Genomic DNA, 24626 nt, shown 5'->3' on the forward strand with positions numbered 1-24626 from the left:
GAGATTAGAACTTCATCCGTGCGCCAAAGTAGAATTGGCGGCCCGAATTGGAGACGTCGAACAACAAATCATTGGCGACATTGCCTTGAGCGGTGTTGTAGGTGATGCGGCTATCTTGAGCCTCATCGGTCAAATTGGTGCCTTCCAGCACGAAGGTGATGCGATCATTGAGCTTGTAGGACACTTGCATGTCCAAAGAGCTCACGCCCTCTTTGCCCCACAAATCGGCGGACGATCCGGGCAGGAGCACCGAGATATAGCCGTCGCGATAGGAGTAAGACACCCGACCCGACAACTTCTTGCCTTCATAATAGAGGGTCGCGTTGTAGGAATTGGGCGACATGCCGATCAAATTATAGGCGGCATAGGTTGTTGCGGTCGCCGTCGAGGAGATCACATAATTGATCGTCGATTCCACCTGCGTATAGTTCAAAATCACGCCGGTGTCCGACAAGAAGCTTGGCAAGAAGCTAAATGGCTGGTTGACCGAGACTTCAAAACCCTGCAGCTCGCCACCCTGGGTGTTGACCGGTTGGGTGACGGTATAGGCTGTAGCGAGACTTTGGCCCGTACCATCCAATAGCGAGACATCATAGCCGGTTTCGCCAAACGGAATGGTGCGCACCAAGGATTGGATCCAGGATTGCAGATCCTTCTTGAACAAGCTGACGGTGAACAACGTGTCCTTGGAAGGATACCACTCAATGCTCATGTCATAGGTGTTGGCGCGGATCGGGTCGAGATTGGGATTGCCAATGCTCAGCGTATTGCTGGTGGTGCTGATCGACCCGGCTGGCGAGAGGCTCGCCAAGGTTGGGCGCGACATGGCTTTGGCAGCCGCAAAGCGAACCAAGACATTTTCCATCGGCTCAATCGTCAGATTGAAGGCTGGCAAGTAATCTTCATAAGAGCGCTTCAGCGTGATCTTTTCTAAAACCGCACCACGCGAGAAGAAGCCGTCCACAGTTTGCGATGTGCCGACATAGCGCACGCCGATATTGCCGCGGACCGGCATAGAACCAAGCTCGGTCTGGAAGTCAGACTGCACATAAAGGGCTGTATCTTCTTCTTGAGCCGAACGGTTGTTTGCCCGCGCATTATTATTGATCTTGTTGACGGTGAACTGGCCCCATTGATTGGTGCAGTTACAATTATAGTCAAACTTGGCGCGGATCTTATCCAAATCGGGAACCAAATAGGTCAGACCGGCAACGGTCACCGCGCGGGCATAATTGATCAGATTGCCGTTCAATTCGGTAACAATGCCAGACCCTGGTGCGGCAGCTTCGTTAGAAGTTTGGTCTGAAGTCGTGTAGCGGCGCCATTCTTGGGTCTCAAACGAGAACACCTTGAACGAGCCACCAAACTTGAACTTCACATTGTCGTTCCACTCATATTTGAAGTCCATCGCGCCGGTATTATAGGTGTTTTCAACCGTTTGAGGCCGCAAGCGGATCAAGGACGCGTCGCCATTGGCGTTGGTTGCGGCTGTGGTTGAAGAAGCCGCGGCATATTGCCAATAGCAGCCTTGAGAAATGTTACAGCCAGTCGCGCTTCTGCCAAAGTCGATGATTGGCTTGGTCATGTCCGTCAGGTCATATTTATAGCCTTGGACATTGTAGGACTCGAAGGTGAAGGTGGTTTGCTCTGGGTTGTCGAGATAGGAGCGGGAGCTGCCGATCAAGAGCTTGCCAGAGAATTTATCGTTGAATTGCTGATCGAGCGTGAAATTGACCTGGTTGAACGTGGTCTTCAGCGCGTCAAAACGCATTTCGCTGCGGATATCGACGTCATTGAAGGACGCCTTGGTGATCACCTTGCGGCTATCGATCGTGTAATCATAAATGTCGCTTTGCGGCACACCTGCCGTATTGCGCGAGAAGGAGATGGGCTCGAGATTATATTCGATCCGGTCTGCGCTGAACTCAGAATGCAACACGTCCAAGGTGAAAGTGGTGTTTTCGGTTGGGCGATATTGCAGCGAGCCCGTAATCCCCAAACGCTCTGCATCGGTGATGAATTGGCTGGTGCGCAAGAAGCGTGGGTAGATGGCTTGGGTCACGGCCAAGGCTTCACCCGTCAAAGTCGGGTTGGTGGCGCTAACTTCGGTGGTGCTGCACACGCGGGTGGTTGCCGTGGTGCAGGGCGTGATTTGAATGAAGGTGCGGCCGCCATCGGTTGAATAGGATTGCAGGCGGCCCGCATTGCCGGCGGAATACGCATTCTGCCAACGGCCTGAGTTCGGGCCTTCTTCAAAGTTTTGCTTGGTCGAATAAGCAATCGAGAACAAAGCCCCCAATTTGCCATCTGCCCAGCGGTTTGAGACCATGAAGGTCCCGCGCTTGCCGACATCTTCGGACAAATCATTATAGCCCGCTTGTAGCGAGCCAGCCATGGTGAAGCCCTTATAGTCGAAGGGGCGGGCGGTACGCAGATCAACCGTTGCACCCAGCGAGCCTTCTTCAATTTCTGCCGAGGTCGACTTGCGGACGGTCAGAGAGTTGAACAATTCCGAGGCAAAGACGTTGAAGTCAAAGCCACGGCCACGGTTTGCCCCGCCGTCCTTATCTTTGCCGCCAGTGGTGGAGATGGCTTCAAGGCCATTTAGACGCACGCGGGTGAAATCGGGGCCAAGGCCGCGAACCGTGATTGTCTTGCCTTCGCCGCCTTCGCGGTCGATGGCGACGCCTGGAATGCGCTGCAGGGATTCTGCCAAATTATTGTCAGGGAATTTGCCGATGTCTTCGGCCTTGATCGAGTCGACAATGTCGATTTCCGCGCGCTTGGTCGCAATCGCGGAGCGTAGCGACTCGCGGAACGAGCCCCGTACGATGATGACTTCGGCTTGCTTTTCCGTTTCGCCGGCGCTGGTCGTAGCGGTTTGTGCGTGGACAAGACCAGCCTGGAGGCTTGCCGCAGCAACACCCATCATCAGAACGGCGGTAAGACGTATCTTCCGTGACATTGTTAACTCCCCTCGAGGCCGTGCCCCTATTTCGTCTTTCCGGGTTTCCCGCAACAGCGCACAGTGACCCATCCGACAGTCTTTTGCTACCGGTAGCATTTTCGAAAATGTCACCGGTGTCAATCCTAATTTGATCACAGGATGAAACTTGATTGCAGTGCTGGGGGCAGGTCAATGCAGATGGGCCTTGCTTGCGAGGCTGTGAGAGGCAAGGCTAAAGGGAAAAGACGCATGCAGAGGTTTTTGTGAAACACGAAACTGACCCAGATGACGCAGAACCCACTTCTGGCCCGCAAACTGCGGGCGGGGAAGCTGTTTTGCGCGGGAAGGCGACCATTAATGATGTGGCGCGCTTGGCCAAGGTTTCTAAAAAGACCGTCTCACGCGTGATCAATGAATCGCCCTTTGTGAAGCAAAAGACGCGCGACGCCATTAAGGCGGTCATTGCAGAACTTGGCTTTACGCCAGACCCACAGGCCCGCGCCCTTGCCCGTCGGAAGAGCTTTCTGGTTGGCCTTGTCTATGACAATCCAAGCCCGCAATATGTGGTCAACATCCAACGCGGCATTTTGGATGCGCTCGAAGGCACTGATTTTCAATTGGTCCTTCATCCGTGTGATCGGTCCAAGCCCGATCATGTCGCCCGTATTCAGTCCTTCATTCAACAGCACAAGCCCTTTGGCCTGATCTTGCCGCCATCGGTGTCTGAGGATGAGCCATTGGCCTTGGCGTTGAACGAGGCCGATGTCGATTATGTCCGTATTGCCTCGGTTGAACTTGATACGCCCTCGCGCATGATCCGCACCTTGGACGGCGATGGTGGGGCAGCTGCGGGGCGGCATTTGGCCGATCTGGGTCATCGTAACATCGCCCATATCCACGGGCCTTTGAGTTTCCGCTCTACCCATGAACGCCGCGCCGGTTTTGAGCGGGCGCTGGCAGAGGCAGGCCTCGTGCTGCGTCCTGACATGGCTGTAGAAGGGGGCTATACGTTTGAAGGGGGTGTGGCCGCGGCAGAGCACTTATTGGCCCAGCCCCATCCGCCCCAAGCCATCTTTGCCGGTAATGATGAAATGGCGACGGGGGCCTATGTTGCGGTGCGCCGGGCAGGATTCCGCATTCCGGAAGATATTTCCATCGTCGGGTTTGACGATACCCCGATTGCGGGCAGGCTTTGGCCCGCTTTGACCACAGTTCGCCTGCCGATCCGCGAAATGGGCTCTGCTGCTGCGACGTTGCTCTTACAGACAGCCGATGGCATGACCACCAAGAAGCTCATCACCTTCTCGCCTGAGATCATTGTCCGCGGCTCAACGGCGGCACCAGAGGGCACAGAAGCGACGTAATCGCACTTGCCTGCAGACAGCCCCACTTGTCAGATGAAATCTTCCCGTATAAGACTTTGTCGCGTATGACACCGGTTACCATAATGGTCACGGTGCTGGCTTGGGAGGGCCAAGAAGATGTTCGACAAGGTTTATCACGCCACCCATCCAGACATGATGGCCGGGGCCGATAATGACGCATTGCGCGCCCGCTATGTGGTCACTGGCTTGTTCCAAGCCGATGAAATTCATCTGAATTATTCTCATAATGAGCGGATGGTTGTTGGCGGGGCGATGCCTGTGCATAGCCAAGTCGTGCTGCCGCATCAGACCGAGCCTGCCTCTGCTGCGGGTCATCCTTTCTTGGAACGGCGCGAACTGGGCCTGATCAATGTGGGTACCGGCGTCGGGGTCGTCCATGTTGACGGTGTGGCGCATGAGATTAAGCCACGCGATGGCCTTTATGTGCCTATGGGCTCGAAAGATGTGATCTTCACGTCGCAATCGGCTGATGCGCCTGCCAAATATTATCTGGTCTCAACCCCAGCCCATGCCCGCTTTGAGGTTGCGAAAATCTCGATTGAGACCGCCGTTCCGCTTGAGCGTGGATCGCTGGCTGAATCCAATGAGCGCGTGATTTACCAATATATCGTGCCCGCCACGGTTAAGTCCTGCCAGCTTTTGCTGGGCCTGACCCAACTCAATACCGGCAGTGTGTGGAACACCATGCCGCCGCACCTGCATGATCGCCGTTCGGAAGTCTATTTCTACTTTGGCTTGGGCGAGAAGGATCGGGTTTTCCACTTCATGGGGGAAGAGGACAAGATCCGCCATATCGTTATGGAGAATGATGAAGCGGTGATCTCGCCGCCTTGGTCGATCCATATGGGTTCGGGCACCCGCAATTATTCCTTCATCTGGGCGATGGGCGGGGAAAACCTCGACTACACAGACCTCGCGGTCTGCGACATCTGTCAGTTGAAATAGACCGAGGGAGACGATCATGAGCCTTTCCTTCTTTGACTTGTCGGGCAAAGTCGCCCTCGTAACCGGTGCGAACACGGGCCTCGGCCAAGGTATTGCTTTGGCTTTGGCCGGAGCGGGAGCCGATATTGCCGCTGCTGGCATTGTTCCAGCCGACGAGACCGGTGCTAAGGTCACCGCCATGGGCCGTCGCTTCATCAATATTGACGCCAATCTGATGAGCATTGAGCCTGTTGACCGGATCGTGGCAGAGACCCTGTCCGGCCTCGGCAAGCTTGATATTTTGGTCAATAATGCAGGTCTGATCCGCCGTCAGGATGCGGTCGATTTCTCCGAAAAGGACTGGGATGATGTGATGAATGTCAACATCAAGTCCGCCTTCTTTATGAGCCAGGCTGCCGGCAAAGTGATGATTGGCCAAGGCAGCGGCAAGATCATCAATATCGCCTCTATGCTATCCTTCCAAGGCGGCATTCGCGTGCCATCCTATACGGCATCCAAAAGCGGCATTGCGGGCATCACCAAGCTGTTGGCCTGTGAGTGGGCCTCGAAAGGCCTCAACATCAATGCGATTGCGCCGGGCTATATGGCCACCGACAATACGGCGCAATTGCGCGCCGATGAAGAACGCTCCAGCGACATCTTAAAGCGCATTCCAGCGGGTCGTTGGGGTGAGCCTGCCGATTTAGGCGGTACGGCTGTCTTTTTGGCGTCAAAAGCGTCAGACTACCTCAATGGAGCCGTCATCCCCGTCGATGGCGGGTGGCTAGCAAGGTAAAGCGCCATGGCAGGGTCAGTCGTTTGTTTCGGGGAATTGCTGATCCGCTTGAGTGGGCCAGGCCACGAACGTCTGTTGCAATCGCCGCGCTTGGATGTGGCGATTGGCGGGGCAGAGGCCAATGTCGCAGTTTGCCTCGCCCGCTTTGGCAATCAGGCCCGCATGGCAAGCGTGGTTGCTGATAATGACCTCGGCCAAGCCGCCATTGCCGAAATCCGCAAGCATGGCGTGGACACAAAGCTTGTGCGCCAAACCAAGGGCCGGATGGGGCTATATTTCTTGTCCCAAGGCGCGGTCAGCCGCCCTTCTGCTGTCCTTTATGATCGGGCAGACAGTGCCTTTGCAAATTCGGCTGCCGATCTGACTAACCCCGCTGACGTCCTAGACGGGGCTGAATGGCTGCATGTCTCCGGCGTTACCCCGGCGGTTGGACCACAGGCGTCCAAGGCGGCTTTAGCCCTTGTGGAAGCAGCGAGCCAAGCCGGGGTGAAAGTGTCGTTCGACGGCAATTATCGCGCCCAACTTTGGGCCGCTTGGTCGGGTGATGGGCCTGCCATCCTGAAACAAATCCTGTCGCACGCGACCTTGGCCTTCATCAATGAGCGCGATGTGGAACTGATCTTGGGCGAGCGCTTTGCCAGCCGCGAAGCAGCTTTACAGCGGGCCTTTGAGGTCTTCCCACAGCTTCACTGGATTGCCGCGACCACACGTACTTTGGCTTCTGTCACCCAACAGGGCTTACAAGGTGAACTGGTTAGCCGCACGCAGCGCTTTGTCTCAAAAGAGCATGAGCTTTCAGGCGTTGTCGACCGTATTGGCGCGGGTGATGCGTTTGCCGCAGGCCTGTTGCACGGTCTTCTGGCAGGCCACGAACCCCAAGCCGCCTTGGAATTTGCCGTGGCTTCTGCCGTGATCAAACATTCCATCCCCGGAGACTTCAATTTGACGAATGTGCAAGAGGTTTCCGATGCTATGGCCGGGGGTGGGCTCGATGTCCGCCGGTGAGGCAGGCCCTTTGGCGGCAGCAGCCTCGCGCCGATTGATCTTGGCTGGTGGTCTGATGGCCGGTCTGGTTCCACAAAACATCTGGGCCGATGAAGCCCAAAGCCTCGTCCAAACCACTTTCGGCCCCGTGCGAGGGCGCAAGCAGGCAGGCCTGCATGTGTTTAAGGGCATCCGCTATGGCGCTGATACGGCGACAACGCGCTTTGCGAGGCCGAAACCACCCGTGCCCTGGCAAGACCCGCTTGCGGCAGTCGATTATGGTCCTGCCAGCCCGCAAGCGGGCAGCGAGCCCAATCAATCGGAAGATTGCTTGTTCCTCAATATTTGGACTGCAAGCTTAGATGCGCGCGCAAAAAAGCCCGTCATGCTCTATATTCATGGCGGGGCCTATAATACGGGCTCTGGCTCTTCGCCTTTAACCGATGGCCGTATTCTGGCGGCTGAGGAAGATGTGGTCGTCGTCACCATCAATCACCGCCTCAATGCCTTTGGCTATCTCTATTTGGACCAACTTATCCCTGAGCTTGCGCCCGATAGCGGCAATGCGGGGCAATGGGATTTGGTGCTGGCGCTCAATTGGGTGAAGGCCAATATCGCCCGCTTTGGCGGTGACCCCTCCCGCGTTATGCTGTTTGGGCAGTCGGGCGGCGGGGCGAAGATTGCATCCTTGATGGCCGCCCCTTCGGCTTCTGGCCTATTCCATGCGGTGGCGACCATGAGTGGCCAGCAAGTCACAGCCTCTGGCCCCCTAAATGCCACCGCGCGGGCCAGAGCTTTCTTAGAAGCCCTAAAAGTCTCGCCGCAAGACGTGTTTAACGTGCCAAGCGGCCGCTTGATTGAGGCCTTGAACACGGCCGATCCGGTCAATGCGACGCAAAAGCTCTATTTCGGGCCAGTGCTGGACCAGCGGCATTTATCGCGCCACCCATTCTGGCCAGATGCGCCGCCCCAATCGGCGCGTATCCCCATGATCCTTGGCAATATGGCGAACGAGACGCGTAATCTGATTGGCCGTTCTAACCCTGCTGCCTTCAGCCTGACTTTTGACGCGCTCCCTGCTTGGCTAGCCACCCACATGCGGACCGATATTTCCCCCGCCTATGTGATTGCCACCTATCAAGCCGCTTATCCCGGTATTTCGGCGTCTGACCTCTTTTTTGCCGCGACTACTGCCGGCCGGTCTTGGCGCGGGCAGGTGGAAGAGGCTGACGCACGCGCCCGCCAAGGGGCCCCCACTTGGGTGTATCGCTTTGACTTAAAGAGCCCGGAAGATGGCGGCAAATGGGGCGCGTATCATACGCTCGATATCCCCCACGCTTTCCGCACCTTGGCAGCTTCTGGCCCGATGACGGGGACAGGCCCTGAGGCACGCAAAGTCAGCCTAGAGCTATCCTCAGCCTTAGTGAACCTCGCCCGCAACGGCACGCCGCAAGCTAAGGGCTTACCAAACTGGCCGCACTATAGCCTCGAGCGGCGCGAGACGATGATTTTTGATGCCACAACGCGGCTAGCCTTTGATCCGCGCGGGGTAGAGCGCGCCTTATTCCAGACCGTACCATTCATCCAATGGGGTAGCTGATGGCCCGCCTGATATCTTCTCTTGGTCTGGCCAGCGTGCTTTTGGCGACCAGCGCCACAGCGCAAGTTCCCGCCCAACCCTTGCGCGCTTTCCCCGGGGCCGAAGGCTTTGGCGCTTTCACCCAAGGCGGGCGCGGCGGGCGCGTCATCAAAGTGACCAATCTGGCAGATGCAGGCCCGGGTAGTCTGCGCGCCGCGATTGAGGCGAAAGGCCCCCGAATAATCCTGTTTGAAACAGGTGGGACGATCGAGCTTCAATCGCCCTTGGTGATCCGCAACCCCTTCATCACCATCGCTGGTCAAACCGCACCCGGTGATGGCATTACGCTTAAAGGCCATGCGCTTTTGGTCTCAACCTCTGAAGTCATTGTGCGCTTCATCCGCGTGCGGCCGGGCGATATCTCCAAGACCGAAACCGATTCCATCTCGCTGACAGCGGGCCGCAACATCATCATCGACCATTGCTCGGCCTCATGGTCGACCGATGAGACTTTGTCGGTCTCCCAGCAAATGACACAAGGCGAGCGGCAATTGGACCTGGTGACGGTGCAATGGTCGATCATCTCAGAATCCTTAGACCAATCGGTCCATTCTAAAGGTGCGCATGGCTATGGCTCGCTGGTCCGCGGATCGGCAGGCTCTCGCTATAGTTTCCACCATAATCTGTGGGCGCATCATCGCGCGCGTCTACCAAGGCCCGGCAACTTCGCCGATGCCAAGCTCGACCCGCAAGGCCCGGTATTCGATTTCGCCAATAATCTGTTTTACAATTGGGGTGGCGATGGCTCTGGCTATAATGTCGATGAGACAGCGATCAGCCGCTATAGCTTCCGTGCTAATTCCTATCGGCAAGGCACCAACTCGAAATCTGCGCTTGCCTTTGTCGAATCCGCCCCCGGCGCGCGGGCTCACTTCTCTGGCAATTTCATGAATGGCGCGCTGGTTGAGACCGCGGCCCTTGTGCGCTTAAAGCGCCCTCCTGAAGGCTATTTCTCCGACACCGCGTTTGAAACGGGTGGGCTGGTGGCAGAGCCTGCCCTTGTCGCGGAAGAGAAAGTCTTGGCGAGGGCCGGTGCGTCTTTGGTACGCGATGGCGTCGATAGGCGCGTGGTTGAAAGCGTGCGTTCAAGGACCGGCCAAATCATCAATTCCCAAGACGACGTGGGCGGTTGGCCTGTTTTGGCAAGCGGGACGGCGCGGCCCGACCAAGATGGCGATGGTCTACCCGATGCGTGGGAAATCCAGCATCGATTGAACCCAAAAGATGCACGCGATGCAGCCCTAGACCCCGATCAAGACGGCGTCAGCCATCTTGAGGTCTGGCTGAATTCTCTGGTGCGCTGATTAAGCCACTAAGCTTGGCAGCCACAGCGACAGCTGCGGGAAGATCATCACCAAAGCCAGCACGATCAACGCGGCCAGATAGAAGGGCCACATGCCGCGCACGGCTTCCATCACGCTAATCTTGCCAATGGATGCCCCCAAGAACAGGACCGAGCCCACTGGTGGCGTCACCAGGCCAATGCCAGCCGACAAGATCAGCACGACACCAAAATGCACAGGGTCGATGTGATAGGCTTTAGCTACGGGCAAGAAGATCGGGGTGGAAATGATGATGAGTGGGGCCAAATCCATGAAAGTGCCCAAGACCAAGAGGCACAACACCATAAGGGCAAGCACCGTCAGCTTGTCATGGGCAATGGCCTTCATGGCGTCCACCGCATGGCTGGGCACTTGCAGATAGGCCATCATCCAGCCAAAGGCCCCAGCCGCCCCAATAACGAACAAGACAGAACCGGTCGTCTTAGCGGCCCCTTTGGCTGCGTCCAAAAAGGCGTTCCAGCTGAGGCTGCGATAGACGATCAGGGTTACCAAGACCGCATAGACCACGGCGACAGAGGCGCTTTCAATCGCGGTGAAAATCCCGGCCTTGATCCCGACAAAGATGATCAGCACCAAAACCAAAGCGGGCAAAGCGGTGACAAAGGTCGTCAATAGCGCGCGGGCTCCGATCTTACCTTCGGCCTGATAACCGCGCTTGACCGCCAAAATATAGGCCGTCGCCATGACGGCGAGCGCCAGCATCAAGGCTGGAATAATACCCGCTGAGAAGAGGGCAGTGATTGAAATACCGCCGCCAGCAGCGGCAGAAAACAAGATCATATTGTGGGATGGAGGCACGAGGAGTGCGACCAGCGCTGCTGAAATCGTCACATTGACCGCATAATCCTTGTCATAGCCGCGCTGGGCCATTTGTGGGATCATGGTACCCCCCACGGCAGAAATGTCGGCAATGGCAGAGCCTGAAACCCCGCCAAACAGGGTCGAGGCCACAACACTGACTTGGGCGAGGCCTCCGCGGAAGCGGCCGACCAACGCGCTGGCCAGCGCGATGATCCGCTCTGAGATACCGCCCTTCAGCATCAATTCGCCAGCAAACACAAACAGCGGAATGGCCAGAAGGCCGACATTTGAAATATCGGCTGCTGCTTGTTGGCCTACCACCATCGGCGGAATGCCCGACACCAAGGCTGCACTGATGGTTGAGATGATCAACGCAATCGCCACCGGCGCGCCAAGGACCAAAAGAAGGGCGAAGACAAGGAAAAGTGCGGCGAGTGCCATCGGTTTCGTCCTTAGTTTTTCGTTGGCGCGAATAAGCGCTCAGCGGCAAACAGCGCCATGATGGAAGCGCCAATAGCAAAGGGCACATAACGTATGCCCGCCGGAATTGGGGCACCTGCCATGCTGACATCCCAATTATCGAGCGCGAGATTGAGGCCCCAATAGGCCAATAAGAGAGCGACGCCCAATGTGAGGACGAGCAGCAATCGGCGCACCAGTGCTTGTAGGCCCGCTGGCATGGCGTCGAGGATGTTGGAGAAGGAAAAATGTGTGCCCTCGCGCACCCCAACGGCGGCGGCCATCATCACCGTCATCCCCATGAAGAAGACGGCCACAGGCTCTGTCCAGCCAGGGGAGTCATTGAGGATATAGCGGGCAAAAACCTGCCAAGCTTGAACCAAAGTAATGATGACGAGGCCGGTTAGAGCGACGATTTTGCAGGCATTGGCCAAAAGGTCCAACAGACTTTCTTGACCTTTGGGTGGGACGTTTTGTTCGTTTTCCATGTCAAACCATCGCTTTAATCGCCGCATAGAGGCGGGCGACATCTGGGTTGTTCAGACGTTTGGCATTGACCGGGTCACAGACTGCCTTGAAGGCAGCTTTATTGACCTCGACCACTTTGGTGCCAGCGGCGAGTGCTTTTGTGCGGGATTCGGCCTCGGTTTTGACCCAAGCCTCCCGCATGACGGCGACAGACGCTTTGGCCAGATCACGGACTAAGCCTTGGTCCTTTTGGCTGAGCTGACCAAAGCTTTTGGCCGACATCATCAAAAACTCTGGCGAATAGGAATGCTGGGTCTCTGACCAATAATGCGCCACTTCGAGGTGTCGGGCTGTTTCAAAAGTGGGCCAGTTGTTTTCTGCTCCATCGATCAAGCGGCTTTGGAGTGAAGAATAGACCGCACTAAAGCTCAAAGGTGTTGGGTTTGCCCCCATGGCACCAATTGCTTCGATGAAGACATCCGACTGCGGCACACGGATTTTCAGACCATGCAAGTCCTTTGGCGTCTCAATCGGGCGGTGGGTATTATAGAAGCACCGCCCCCCAGCATCGTAAGAAGCCAAACCAATCAGTCCGCGCGCTTTAAAGCCATCCAAAATCTCTTGACCGATCGGTCCATCTAAGACGCGGTGCAAATGATCGTCATTCTGGATGACGAAGGGCATTGAGACGACTTGGGTGAGCGGGAACGCATTGTTCAGGGCAGCCGCATTGGCGCGGCAAATGTCGATCACGCCAGATTGGGCCAGTGCAATTGTATCATCCTCAGCCCCCAATTGGCCGGATGGATAGCTGCGGATGGAGAGGCGACCCCCGGTTTCCTTGGCCAAAGCCTCGCCCAGCCACTTCACCGCCATCACCGTGGGATAGCCGTCGCGGTGGACGTCGCACGCGGTTAAAACGCCCGAGGCGCTGTGGGGTTGGCACGCAGAGACAAGTGGTAAGGCAAGGCCAGCTGTGGCCAAAAGAGAGCGGCGTGTAACCATCATTTTTGTCCTGAGCTTGAAGGGCCCGCCAAGCGATGACAGGCAATTTTTCCGTCTTGGCCAAAATCTGCTATCGCATGATCGCCGGGCTTAGCATCATGAACGCCCGAAACAGCGCCCGTAGAAATTAGCATCCCGCGTTTGAGTGGAAGGCCGCGCCTTGCGGCACAATTCAGCGCAAAGACCAGCGATTGGGTGATGCCGCCCGGAAATGCGGTGACAACCCCGGTACCAACCACATCGCCATTAATCGTCACGGCGCAGGTGAGGTCTTCCAAGCGGGCGCGCCAGTTCTGGACAGGCTTGCCAAGGATCAAACCCCAATTATTGCCAAAGTCGGAAACCACAACCGTAGGGCCAAGGTCATTAATGGTGGCAAGCGGGCTGCCCGCGACTTCAATACCGGTCCAAAGCTCACCCACCAAATCTAGAGCAGAGCTTGCATCATAATCGGTTTTGCCGGGGATGGCGTCGGCGGCAAGCTCAAACACATATTCGCCCTCAACCGCACAAAAGCCGTCTTGGATCGCCGCAAAGCTCTCCTCGGTCTCGCCTGTCGCGCGCTGTAGGGATGCAGCAAAAATCGGCCCAATCAGGCGGTCTGTTCCATGCACGGTAACCAAATCGCCGAGAATGCGGCCCACTTTCCAGCCAACCAATTTGTCGGGCCAGCCCGCAATTGCGGCATCCTGAATGGCATAGGATTCATCAAGGACGCGCGGCAAGGGTCCCGGGAAGTCTGAAAGGGCGGTCTTGCTTAAACGCGCAGCTCGAAACTGGCCAGCAATGACGCTAGCCTCGGCGGCGCTAGAAGGCTCTTTCACGGAGTCGCGGGTCTGAAACATGTGCGCTTTCGTCCTTTGATTTTCATGATTGCGCATTTTGGAAACCGGTGTCAATATGCATGAACAACACAAAATCGATGGTCCATCTATCCTTTGGATCGTCAAACAGGGGAGAAGCGGCATGAACCGCAGACAGCTTTTGGGTGCGACTTCAGCGGCAGTTGTGGGTTTGATCGCCAGCCCAGGCATGGCGCAGACCTTGGCCAGTGCTGCGGCTCAAAAGGCTTTCCCCGGCGCCGTCGGATGGGCTGCGAACACACTTGGCGGGCGCGGCGGGCAGATCTTGCGCGTCACGACTTTGGCCAAGGATGGCCCGGGCTCTTTCAAGCAAGCGCTCGAGACCAAGGGTCCACGGATCATTGTGTTTGAAGTGGGTGGCGTAATTGATTTGGAAGCCACGACGCTGAAAATCACCGAGCCATTTCTGACGATTGCCGGACAAACCGCCCCATCGCCTGGCATTACCTTGATCCGGGGCGGCATGGATGTGGCGACCTCTGAGGTCATTATGCGCCATATTCGCGTGCGGGCGGGTGAGGCTGGCAAGGCGAAAATGAGCGGCAATGATTTTGATTCCTTCTCCACCATTGGCGCGCGCAATGTGATCGTTGATCATTGCAGCCTGACATGGGGGACGGATGAAAACCTTTCTGCCTCTGGCCCGCGCTTTACCGGCAAAACCCCAGCTGAATGGCGGGCGGGCACCTCGCGACAGATCACCTATTCCAACAATTTGATCGCCGAAAGCTTGGCCAATGCGACCCATGCGAAGGGGGAGCATTCGAAGGGCTCTCTCATCCATGACAATGCCAACGACATCCTGATCTATCGCAACATCTATGCCCATAATGTCGAGCGCAATCCTTTGTTCAAAGGCGGCGTGCATGGCGCGATCATCAATAATCTGATCTATAATCCGGGCTATCGGGCTATTCATTACAATCTGATGGCCAATGAATGGGGGGCTCAGCCCTTCCAGAATGGCCGGATGACCGTGATCGGCAATGCGATGCGTGGCGGACATAATACCGCCCCCGGTCTGCCGTTGGTGATGCTAGGCGGGCATGGTGATCTCGACCTCTTCATGCGCGATAACATCGCCCAAGATATGAATGGCAAAGCCCTGCCACAAATGGGTCGCTACACGTCGGGTGCCGCAAAAATCAATCTGGCAACCCAGCCACTCGACCTTCCTGCGGGCCTGAAGATTAGCCCTGCAGCTGGCCTTGAAGCCGACCTATTGACCAAGGTTGGTGCCCGGCCTTGGGACCGCGACGCCCATGATGTGCGCATCTTGGCCGATATAGCCGAGGGTCGCGGGAAAATCATCGATAGTGAAAGCGAAGTCGGCGGCTATCCGGTGCAAAAGCCAACCTATCGCGCCTTTGTGCCGGAAGATTGGGACTTGGCGACGATGGAGCCGCGTCGCCCAGATGTGCTGGATTCAGGCGCTAAATCGCGCGGGACCTAAGGCTTCGGGAAGCCCTTATCCTGCGCCCAGCTTAACAAAAGGTCTGGCCAAACAGCCAAAGGCGTGCCCGTAATGCCACGCAGGCCAAAGCCGTGGCCGCCTTTTTCAAACAGATGCAGCGTGACAGAGGCTTTCACGCGTCGCGCCGTCTCGTAGAGCGCTAAGGCGTTTTCAACTGGCACGGCGGGGTCATCGCCTGCGTGCAGGATGAATAGGGGCGGCGCATCGGCCCGGACTGAGGTCTCGAGTGAATAAGCCGCAATCGCTGCGGGGCTGGGGCTAAGTCCAATCATATTCTCGCGCGATTTGGGGTGGCGAAAAGGCTCTGTCATTGTCACGACCGGATACATGAGGACGGCCAAGTCAGGCTTAGCCGACAGACCATCCACTTTGTCGAGCCGTGGGGCAATTTGCTGGTCGAATTTGAGGGCGAGTGAGCCTGCGACATGGCCGCCCGCAGAAAAGCCCATGACCATGATCTGATTGGCTTGAATGCCGTCTTGGCCCGCCCGCGAGCGGATCAGGCGCATGGCGCGCTGGGCGTCTTGCAAGGGCGTATCTGGCCCGGCCGCCCAGCCTTGATGGGGCAGGCGATAGCGCAGCACATAGACCATATAGCCTTCGGCGGCGAAGCGCTTGGCCCCCTCATAGCCTTCCTTGTCGATCACCACCCAAGAATAGCCCCCACCCGGAATAATCAGAATGGCAGCCCCATTGGGTTTCTGGGGCACAAAGAGGCTGAGATTGGGGGTTGCAACCTGATGGGCGGCGCGGTCGACCAAATTGAACGGATTGTTCCTGAAAACAATTTCTTCCTTTGGCAGGGGATTGGGCGCACCGGGCGCGACCCCGGGCCAGAGATTGACGATCGCGTCCGGCTCGATGCTAACCGCACCCGTCTGCGCCTGCGACAGGGCGGGCCAAGCGGCGAATAGGACCAGCGTCATCCCCAATCGAGCCATAAAGCGTATCAGGCGCGTGGGACTGGCTAAGTTTTGCATCACATATCCCATCCTTGGATTTTTCACCGCTCTATCCACTAGGTGGAGGCGGCCTCATTATGCCTGCGCCGCTTCAGTCACAGGTTTGGTTTGTCACCTTGCACCCTTGGCCGCGTCCTTTTATGCGATTGGCTCGCTTTTCTCACACTTTATGTGGGGAGGCACCCCAAAAAACGTCCCGAGTACAGACTGTTGCCTTTGCCTTACTTTGTTATGTCGCGCGTGGTAAGACGTGTAAGCGCGTCGTGGTTTCCTCGCCAGACAGAGCGCCGTAGAAAGTAGCTTCCAAACCCCATGTCTTCTTCGGACAATTCTTCACGCAAGCCTCAAGCGAGCCCGATGGGGTCTGCCGCTGGCAAAGCCCCGCCCAGCCCGGGGGCCTTGAGTGAGGGGGAGCGTGATCGTTTTGCCGATCTGATGGAAGCCGTCGCCCTGCATAAAGACAAGGCCGCCTATGGGGAATTGTTTGCCTATTACGGCCCGCGCGTGAAAGCCTATCTGATGCGCTTGGGTGCCGATAATGCGCTGGCCGAAGAATTAGCCCAAGATGTGATGGTCACGGTTTGGCGTAAGGCCGATTTGTTTGATCGCACGCAGGCTTCGGTCTCGACTTGGCTGTTTCGGGTCGCGCGCAACAAGCGCATTGACGCCATTCGCCGGACGACTAAGCCAGAGCTCGACCCCAATGACCCGCTTTTGTTGCCCTCTGCGCCACCGGCGGCCGATTCGCTGATAACGGGGGCAGAGCGCGACCACTTGGTGCGGGCAGCCATTGTCGATCTGCCCGAAGAACAGCGCCAACTTCTGCATCAAGCCTTTTATGACGGCCTGTCGCACCGCGAGATTGCTGAACAGACCGGAACGCCACTGGGTACGGTCAAGTCCCGACTTCGCTTGGCTTTTTTGAAGCTCAGATCGAAACTCGACAGCCCAGACTGACCTATTGCGGCCATTTCGCCTTGACGTTAGGAAATGGCAACCAATATCGCTTATCTTGGGAAGATCACGGCACCTTGGCCTTTAGGGTTTGGATTAGGGAAGAAAATGATCAGCGCTTATCCTGATGACTTCCTGACCGCAGACCCGTCTCTGCGCCTGCTGGTAGAGACCCAAGCGGCTTTAAAGGGCGTTGCGCCCTTGTCGCTGGATCTTGGCGATGTGATTGGCGGCGATGCGTTAGAAGCCCAAGCCCCAGCCCCGGTTTCAGACAATTTCCTCGCCGGTGTTCTGGCACAAATTGATGCGCTGGAAGACAGCCACGCCCAAGCCCGCGAAGCCATGCATGCGGCAGGGCGCGCTTTGGACGAGTTGTTGGGCCTGCCCCAACCCTTGCGTGACATCAGCCTCGATTCCGCGGCCCGCGAGGGCTGGACCTTTGCAGGCCCCGGCGTCAAATCCATGGCGCTGGAAACGGGCGGCGCTTTGCGTGCCAAGCTGTTGCGGATTGAGCCGGGCCATGGTGCCCCCCATCACGACCATACGGGCACTGAATATACTTTGGTGGTAGCAGGCGCTTTTGAAGATGGCACCGGCCGCTTTGGCCCCGGCGATTTATCAATCAAGCGGCCCGGCCAAATGCACCATCCCGTCGCTTTGCCCGGTGGGGTTTGCTTGGCCTTGACCGTGGAAGAAGGCGACATCGCCTTGACCGGCGCGCTCGGCATGTTGCAGCGCCTCTTCACCCGCCACTAGGCCGACCCCTAGCCCTCAAGCCGCACCTGCCTCTTGACCCTTGGCACGGACAGGGCAATGAAGCGCCACGCATCATGTGACCTTCACATGATTGGAAGCATTCTCAGCGGCAGGAGCTCTCATGAGCAGCGAAACGAAAGAAACTGGCTATCCAACCGGAACCCTGATGAAGGGCAAGCGCGGCCTGATTATGGGCGTGGCCAATGACAAATCGATCGCTTGGGGCATTGCCAGTCAATTGGCCGCCCAAGGCGCAGAACTGGCCTTTACCTATCAAGGTGAAGCGCTGGAAAAGCGCATGCGGCCCTTGGCCGAAAGCGTCGGCTCTGACCTGATCTTGCCCTGCGACGTCACCGATGATGCGGCCTTGGATGCTGTCTTTGCCGCCATTCAGGAAAAATGGGGCGGGCTAGACTTCTTGGTCCATGCCATCGCCTTTTCCGATAAGAATGAGCTCAAAGGCTCATTTGTGGAAAATACCACGCGCGAAAACTTCCTGCGCACCATGGATATTTCAGCCTTCTCGTGGGTGGCTTGTGCCAAGCGCGCCGCCCCCTTGATGTCGCCCGGCGGCTCGATGATCACTTTGTCCTATCTGGGGGCAGAGCGCGTATTACCATCGTATAATGTGATGGGCGTCGCCAAAGCAGCGCTGGAAGCCGCCACCCGCTATATCGCCCGCGACTTGGGCCCCAGCGGCATTCGCGTCAACGCCATCAGCGCAGGTCCCATGCGCACCTTGGCCTTGGCCGGCATCCAAGGCGGCCGTGGCCTTGTGAATACCGGCCGCGAGTGGTCCTTGATGAAGGAAGACACGACGATGGAAGGCATTGCGGGCTGCGCCCTCTGGCTCCTGTCCGACATCGGTCGCTCCACCACCGCCGAAGTGATCCATGTTGACGCAGGCTTCCACGTCGTCGGCGTGCCGGATGGCCTGAACGAGGGGTAGGCTGCCCCCTGAAGTTTTCCGCTTTGGATCGCCTTTGCCACAGACTGTGCCTAGGCAAAGGCCATGTTCGAGTTTGAGCAGGAAGAATTGTCGGGCGGCTTCAAGGCAAGCGGAGTGCGGCCTTGAACCGTTCCAAGTCAAAAGAACTTTTAAGTTTGGCTTGACCATGGTGCATTCCCGTTGGAATGCACCCTACGGCGCTCCTTTGCCACCCGCCTCAAAACGCCTTCGTTAGTCCAAACTGCACCTGCCGCGGGGCACCGGGGAGGATGCCGCGAGAGCGGTCGACGATATAGCGCGCGTCGCCCGCATTCTTCACCGCTATATAGGCACCCAAGGGCCAGCTTTCGGGGTGGAGGTTTAGCGTAACGTTCCAAATATCGGCCGCCTTGATCAAGCCGCGTTGGCCGTCTGCTGTTGGGGTGATGGTGTTGAGGTCGTCGGTGAACATCTCATCGGTGCGCACATATTCGACTTGGAACTCGCCCATCGTGCCAAGCTGATAGCCAATGGCGGCATTGATCAGCCATTCGGGCGCATAGGGCAGGCGGTTGCCCGTGACCGACCGCGTTGTATTGCCTGCCACACCCGAAAAGCGCGTGCCGACATAGCTGGCGTCGCCCACATAGGTCAGCGCGGCGCGGAAATAGAGGTCATTGCCCGTCGTCATCACGCCCATATCGGCGAGTGAGCCGCGCAGCGACGCCTCAAACCCTTGGTGCAAGGTCTCGCCTGCACTTGTCAGCGTAGCACCTGCCCCACCTGCGACAGAGCTTGGCACGATCTGATTGTCAAAATCCATGCGGAACCAGGTGAGGTCGATTGCAAGGCCCTTGGTAATATCGCCCCGCAGGCCCGCTTCCCAATTGGTGCTGGTCTCTGGCCCCAGATTGACCGACGCACCGGTGGAGTTGTTGATCGCATCTTCCACGCGCGGTGGCGAGAAGCCCTTATGTGCGCCCACATAGGCGGCAAAGCGCGGGCTGATCTTGTAGGAAATGCCAAGACCTGGAATCCATTCCTGCAGTTGGTCTTCGCCACGCACGGGGCTTGCCGGATTGAGGCGGTTCACGCGTTGGAAATCGATGGACTCATAACGAATGCCCGGTGACAGCGTCCATGGCCCGATTGTCGCCTTGGTGGTGGCAAAGCCTGACCAAGCTTGGAGATAGCGCAGATTATTCTCGCGCACGCCAGCGTTCACGCTGGTGCCCGGTGTGCGGCCTGTTGGGGTGTCGGAATTGATTTGCAGCCGGTTTTGCCGCTCATCACTATAGCGAATGCCCAGTTCGCTCTCAAACTTCACCGCGCCGATCTCGCCCGTTTTGCTCAAGCGGCTTTCAAAGCCATAGGTGTGATATTCGCGCAGGCGGCCTTCATTGCCACAGGTGGTCAAGAGGTTGGCCATACCGCCACAGGTCGGGTCTGACGCATCATTGGGCCGCTGGGCCGAGTTAGAGGATTGACGCCACCAATCGCGATCAAACCAGGAATAAGAGGCCGATGTCTTTAAGGTCGTCGTGTCATCAATCGCCCAAGCCCACAGCATGGAAGCCCCGACGCGAACTGCCTTAAACCCATCATTCACAAACGCATTTTGCCGCCGATTGGCCAGATATTCGGCTTGGGTCAGGCCCGAATAGGTCACTTGGCTATCTTCGCCATAACGGCTTAAGCGCAGGGTCAGATCATGATGCTCGCCTAAGCTTTTTTCGAGCTTCAGATAGAGGTCATTGATCTTCAGTTCTTGATTGTCGCGCGCGCCTTCTGATTGGGTCGCGTTTGCGTGGAACAGGGCGCGCATCCCGGCAATGGGGCCACCCAGATTAAGGTCAGTTTCCACATAGCCGTCTGAGCCTGCGGCCCATGTGGCTTGGCCTTCAAAGGCCTCTGGTGCAGGTGGGGTCACATAATTGATGACGCCGCCAACGGTATTGGGACCAAAGCGGATTTGGCTGGCCCCTTTGAGGATCTCAATCCGGCTATAGCGGCGGATCGGCGGGTGGTAATAGGTGGCATTGTCGCCATAGGGCGCAAAGCTTAGGGGCAAACCATCTTCGAGCAAGAGGACTTTGCTAGAGCGCGTCGGCGACAGGCCGCGAATACCGATATTGGGTCGCAGGCCCATGCCTTCTTCATCACGCGCAAACACACCGGGCACTTGGCGCAAGGCTTCATTGACGGACAAGATGCGCGCACGAACCAGATCGGCCTGCTCAATCGTGGCACCAGAGCCTGGAATGGTGCGCAGACCATCCTTCTGGCCAATCACGATGATGGTTTCGACCGGGGCGGCGGCTTCAGCAATCGCCAAGCTGGGGGCGAGGCTTGGTGCCAAGAGGGCGAGGCCCCCGACACAAAGGGCTTGCGCAAATGGGGGGAGGGGGCGGTTCGGCTTGTTTATAGTGATACTCATTCTTAGTTTCATATTGCGAATGATTTGCAAAAACAACTGGCAAAAAACGTAAAATACAGTCATCACTGGCTTTTTCAGGGTTTCCTCTCTATGAACAATGCCTAGATTATGGGGTGACAAGCGCCCAAGGATCGCACATGGAGTGGTGTACGGACCTGGTTTGGTGCGGTGCCACTTTGGTCACGGGAAGCTTTTTTGGATGGGCATGCGACAAAGGTGACCATGAACGCCCCATTAGATAGCCTTGAGGGAATTTCTTCGACCGCCGCGCCGGAGTTTAAGCCCAATGATGGCTTGACGGCGCGTCTCTTGACCATTGGGGCGGGCTTTATCCTCCTGACCGAAGCGCTGTTCTTTTTACCAACTATGGCAAGCTTGCGCGACGAATGGATTATCAACCGTCTCAACACCGCAGAAATCGTTGCCTTGGCCGTCACCGCCCCGGATTCTTACGGGCTCATGGGGGGGCGGACGTCGGAATTGGTGCGTGCGGCCGAAATCCAATCTGTCACCATCCTGCAAGATGATGCACGTCTTGAGGTGTTGGGGGGAACGCCCAAGGGCCCCATCATCGACATTAATCCCGAGGCGCAAACCATCGGCCGTTCGCTATCGGGGGTTTTAGAGGCCTATGCCGCGCCAGAGGGTCGATATCTGCGAATTGTTGGCCGCCCACAAACCAATGCGGCCATCAAGCTGGAAGTCATTGTTGCCGAAGCGCCGCTAAAGGAATCGCTGTTGCGGTCGACTTGGCAAGTGCTTTTGGCCTCCTTGGCCCTGTCGTTGACGATTGGGGCGCTGATTTACGCGGCCTTGGCCGATGGATTTGTGCGACCCATGCGGCGTCTGACCCGGGCGATTGGCCGTTTCAGCATGGCCCCAACCGATGCCAGTCGCGCACTGATCCCCTCGGGGCGGAGCGATGAAATTGGCCAAGCCGAAGTTGCTTTTTCGGCCATGCAAGACACGGTGCGCCAAGCGTTTATTCAGAAGGATCGGCTGGCGCAATTGGGGCTTGCGGTTTCGAAAATTTCCCACGATCTGCGCCACTCTCTGGGGGCGGCGCAATTGGTCAGTGAACGCTTGGCATCGGTCGATGATCCGGTGGTACGCGCCACCGCACCGCGGCTAGAGCGGGCTTTGCAGCGGGCCGTCAATTTGGCCCAATCAACTTTGGCGTTCGGCAAAGCGCAAGAAAGGCCGCCAGAGCGCGAGCTTCTCTATCTGTCAGACGCGCTGGATGATGCCGCCGAAGAAGCTTTGGCAGGCCTGAATGTGCCATGGCAGCATGATATTCCAACCGACCTTGAGATTGAAATCGATGGCGAGCATTTGCATCGGATCTTGACCAATCTCATTCGCAATGCCGCCCAAGCCATTGTCCAATCAGGCAAGCCCGGCACCATCCGCGCTTATGCCGTGCTGGAGGGGGAGCGCATCGACCTGCATGTGGTTGATACGGGGCCGGGCTTGCCCAAGCGCGTACAGGATAACTTGTTCATGCCCTTTGCTGGCAGTGGCCTTACGGGGGGAACAGGTCTGGGCCTGGCCATTGCCCGCGAACTGGCGCGCCTAAACGGGGGCGATATCCTTTTGGCCTCAACCTGTGTCGAGGGCACCGATTTTGTGGTTCGTCTGTCGGCGGAAAAATCCGACCTTACCGATGAAGATATTTAGGCTTTAGAGGCTTCAGCCTCTTCCCTTTTCTCCCGTTCGAGAATTTCCCGCGCAGGACCTCGCGAGATGATCAGCGCCATGATGATGCCGAAAATCCCGATCAAAGAGGTGTAGAAGAAGAAGGCGGTATAGCCTGCGGCAAGCGCCTGACCGGATACGCCCAACTTCGCCCCGCCTGCGGCAAAGGATTCGGCTGGCAAATGGTTGAACCACGGCTTCATGGCGGCCAGCCACCCGGTTTCAGAGGCTTTAGCCGCCCCTTCCACGACGCGGCCAGACAAGGCTGTGATAATCTTGCCGGGCAAAGCATAGAGCGAAGAAAACACCGCATATTGGGTGGCGGTAAAACCCTCTTTCGTCAGCATGGACATATACATGATGAGGCAGGTGCCCGCGAACATGCCCGATAAATTGTCGATGCCAATCGCCACATAGAGGGCCGGCACATTGGGGCCTGTCAAAGTAATGGTAATGAAGGCCAAGTTTGAAATGGGCTGCAAGAATGCCCCGATAATCAAGCACCGAAATAGGCCGAATTTCAAAACCAACCACCCACTTAGGCCTGCCCCAATCGCGCTCATGGCCGCGCCGAAAAACTTTTGGGCAAAGGCAATGGAGTCTTTTGAAAAGCCCGCGTCCAGATACATGGTCGAGGTTAGGTTCAGCACGAAGTCTGCCATGCGATAAACGCAGATGAACACCAAAATCAGGCTCGCCAAATCCTTATAGCGGCTGAAGAAGTCGGCCAAAGGATCGCCCAGTGCGCTTTTGAAATAGGCCCCAGGGCGGGTCTTCACGCGGGGGATTTGTAGACAGGCCACGACCACGAGGCTGAGGCCAATCAGCGCATAACCCACTTGTTGCCAGACACCCCAAGGTCGCGCCGCCAAGGCTTCGCTCATTTCCTTGGTGCCGCCATAAAAGCCGCCAACCAACCAAGCCAAGGGCTCTGCCTTGCCGGCAAGGCCGACTGCCAGCACACAGGCAGCCAGCAGCATCAGCGCCAGTCGGCCCACCCATTCCAAATAGTCGATTATGCCGCGATCAGGCACGTCGGCAGGGGCAACCCAGCGCGGTGCGGGGGCTGTGGTTTCGCGCGGGGCTAACAAGGTTGAGATAATCGCCAGACCCATAAAGCCGGCCATCGCGGCATAAGCGACGGCCCAGCCCAGCCAGCCATATTGGTCGCCATTCAGGGCTTGGGCCACAAACAGGGGAAGGGCACCGGCCAAAAGAATGGCAACGCGATAGCCCCATTGATAGGTCGCGGTCAAAACGCCCAAGCGATTGGCATCGCGGGCAACTTCAATGCGCCACGCGTCAATCGCAATGTCTTGGGTGGCCCCGGCCAAAGCAATCAGGACGGCAAAAGCGGCAAAGGGAATGAAAGCGGCCGTGGCATCACCTTCTTTTGTGAAGGCTAGGGCGGGGTCGCTGGTCGCCATCAGGAGGAGGCCGACAATCACAACGGCTTGGGTCAAGAGCATCCAAGCACGGCGACGGCCCAAGGCCTTGTCTAAAACCGGAATGGCAACCCGGTCCACCAAGGGTGCCCATAGGAATTTCAAGGCATAGGTCAGGGTGGCAAGCCCCATCAAGCCGATCAAAGCCAGCGATGCCCCAGCTTCACGTAGCCAAATGGCTAAGGCAAGGCCAGCCAATTGATTGGGCATACCGGCTGCAAAGCCTAGACCGAACATGACCAGCGAGGGCCGCTCGAAAAAAGCCCCGACGCCCACTTTATCGTCGGCACCCAGTTCTAATTCAGGTTCAACCGCTTTTTTGCCAGCCATGAAGGTCCTCACAAGGGTCAGGACCTTAAAG

Annotated in this window: 19 protein-coding genes; 11 read left to right on the top strand and 8 right to left on the bottom strand. The window is 57.3% G+C overall.

Features of this window, described 5'->3' with window-relative positions:
• Window positions 1-4 precede the first annotated feature (4 nt).
• Entirely contained in the window at window positions 5-2965 is a 2961-nt protein-coding gene (locus IOB61_RS06120; protein ID WP_290813711.1) for a TonB-dependent receptor, read from the bottom strand.
• Between the two features lie 245 nt (window positions 2966-3210).
• Between IOB61_RS06120 and IOB61_RS06125 the strand changes: the two genes are divergently transcribed.
• From IOB61_RS06125 to IOB61_RS06150, 6 genes are all read left to right on the top strand, one after another.
• Window positions 3211-4311 (top strand): LacI family DNA-binding transcriptional regulator, encoded by a 1101-nt coding sequence (locus IOB61_RS06125; protein WP_290813714.1) that lies wholly within the window; start codon window positions 3211-3213, stop codon window positions 4309-4311.
• A 117-nt stretch (window positions 4312-4428) separates the two neighbouring features.
• A complete protein-coding gene (gene kduI / locus IOB61_RS06130) occupies window positions 4429-5277 on the top strand; it encodes a 5-dehydro-4-deoxy-D-glucuronate isomerase (RefSeq protein WP_290813716.1) in 849 nt (282 codons plus the stop codon).
• Window positions 5278-5293: 16 nt separating this feature from the next.
• On the top strand, window positions 5294-6052 hold the full coding sequence (kduD, locus tag IOB61_RS06135; protein WP_290813719.1) for a 2-dehydro-3-deoxy-D-gluconate 5-dehydrogenase KduD: 759 nt from the start codon (window positions 5294-5296) through the stop codon (window positions 6050-6052).
• Window positions 6053-6058: 6 nt separating this feature from the next.
• A complete protein-coding gene (locus tag IOB61_RS06140; protein ID WP_290813722.1) occupies window positions 6059-7057 on the top strand; it encodes a sugar kinase in 999 nt (332 codons plus the stop codon).
• Window positions 7044-8636: a carboxylesterase family protein gene (locus IOB61_RS06145; protein ID WP_290813725.1), complete on the top strand. Its 1593-nt coding sequence runs from the start codon at window positions 7044-7046 to the stop codon at window positions 8634-8636. The genes IOB61_RS06140 and IOB61_RS06145 overlap by 14 nt, the downstream gene beginning before the upstream one ends.
• Entirely contained in the window at window positions 8636-9979 is a 1344-nt protein-coding gene (locus IOB61_RS06150; RefSeq protein WP_290813728.1) for a pectate lyase, read from the top strand. Before IOB61_RS06145 ends, IOB61_RS06150 begins: the two co-directional genes overlap by 1 nt.
• Here IOB61_RS06150 and IOB61_RS06155 read toward each other — a convergent pair whose 3' ends face one another.
• Genes IOB61_RS06155 through IOB61_RS06170 form a run of 4 tightly spaced genes read right to left on the bottom strand, consistent with a single transcriptional unit; the run spans window position 9980 to window position 13596 of the window.
• On the bottom strand, window positions 9980-11260 hold the full coding sequence (locus IOB61_RS06155; protein WP_290813731.1) for a TRAP transporter large permease: 1281 nt from the start codon (window positions 11258-11260) through the stop codon (window positions 9980-9982).
• 11 nt (window positions 11261-11271) lie between these two features.
• Window positions 11272-11766, bottom strand: coding sequence for a TRAP transporter small permease (locus IOB61_RS06160; protein ID WP_290813733.1), 495 nt, complete (start codon window positions 11764-11766; stop codon window positions 11272-11274).
• A 1-nt stretch (window position 11767) separates the two neighbouring features.
• A complete protein-coding gene (locus IOB61_RS06165; RefSeq protein ID WP_290813735.1) occupies window positions 11768-12754 on the bottom strand; it encodes a TRAP transporter substrate-binding protein in 987 nt (328 codons plus the stop codon).
• Window positions 12751-13596, bottom strand: a complete 846-nt coding sequence (locus tag IOB61_RS06170) for a 2-keto-4-pentenoate hydratase (protein WP_290813737.1) — start codon at window positions 13594-13596, stop codon at window positions 12751-12753. The genes IOB61_RS06165 and IOB61_RS06170 overlap by 4 nt, the downstream gene beginning before the upstream one ends.
• 121 nt (window positions 13597-13717) lie before the next feature.
• Here IOB61_RS06170 and IOB61_RS06175 point away from each other — a divergent pair, with 121 nt between their 5' ends.
• Entirely contained in the window at window positions 13718-15067 is a 1350-nt protein-coding gene (locus tag IOB61_RS06175; protein ID WP_290813740.1) for a pectate lyase, read from the top strand.
• Here the strand turns inward: IOB61_RS06175 and IOB61_RS06180 are convergent.
• Window positions 15064-16068: an alpha/beta hydrolase gene (locus tag IOB61_RS06180; RefSeq protein WP_290813742.1), complete on the bottom strand. Its 1005-nt coding sequence runs from the start codon at window positions 16066-16068 to the stop codon at window positions 15064-15066. The two genes, IOB61_RS06175 and IOB61_RS06180, sit on opposite strands and share 4 nt — an antisense overlap.
• 339 nt (window positions 16069-16407) lie before the next feature.
• Between IOB61_RS06180 and IOB61_RS06185 the strand changes: the two genes are divergently transcribed.
• From IOB61_RS06185 to IOB61_RS06195, 3 genes are all read left to right on the top strand, one after another.
• Window positions 16408-17007 (top strand): sigma-70 family RNA polymerase sigma factor, encoded by a 600-nt coding sequence (locus IOB61_RS06185; protein WP_290813745.1) that lies wholly within the window; start codon window positions 16408-16410, stop codon window positions 17005-17007.
• Window positions 17008-17112: 105 nt separating this feature from the next.
• Window positions 17113-17760, top strand: coding sequence for a cupin domain-containing protein (locus tag IOB61_RS06190; protein ID WP_290813748.1), 648 nt, complete (start codon window positions 17113-17115; stop codon window positions 17758-17760).
• 121 nt (window positions 17761-17881) lie between these two features.
• Window positions 17882-18709, top strand: a complete 828-nt coding sequence (locus tag IOB61_RS06195) for an enoyl-ACP reductase (RefSeq protein ID WP_290813751.1) — start codon at window positions 17882-17884, stop codon at window positions 18707-18709.
• Between the two features lie 217 nt (window positions 18710-18926).
• Here IOB61_RS06195 and IOB61_RS06200 read toward each other — a convergent pair whose 3' ends face one another.
• A complete protein-coding gene (locus tag IOB61_RS06200) occupies window positions 18927-21125 on the bottom strand; it encodes a TonB-dependent receptor (protein WP_290813754.1) in 2199 nt (732 codons plus the stop codon).
• 222 nt (window positions 21126-21347) lie between these two features.
• On the opposite strand from IOB61_RS06200, the gene IOB61_RS06205 reads away from it, so the two are divergent.
• On the top strand, window positions 21348-22802 hold the full coding sequence (locus IOB61_RS06205) for a HAMP domain-containing sensor histidine kinase (RefSeq protein WP_290813757.1): 1455 nt from the start codon (window positions 21348-21350) through the stop codon (window positions 22800-22802).
• On the opposite strand, the gene IOB61_RS06210 is transcribed toward IOB61_RS06205, so the two are convergent.
• Window positions 22799-24595 carry an MFS transporter gene (locus IOB61_RS06210; RefSeq protein WP_290813760.1) on the bottom strand — a complete coding sequence of 599 codons (1797 nt, stop codon included), beginning with the start codon at window positions 24593-24595 and terminating at the stop codon, window positions 22799-22801. The two genes, IOB61_RS06205 and IOB61_RS06210, sit on opposite strands and share 4 nt — an antisense overlap.
• Window positions 24596-24626: the final 31 nt, after the last annotated feature.

Source organism: Aquidulcibacter sp., from assembly GCF_020253525.1.
Taxonomy (GTDB): Bacteria; Pseudomonadota; Alphaproteobacteria; order Caulobacterales; family Aquidulcibacteraceae; genus Aquidulcibacter.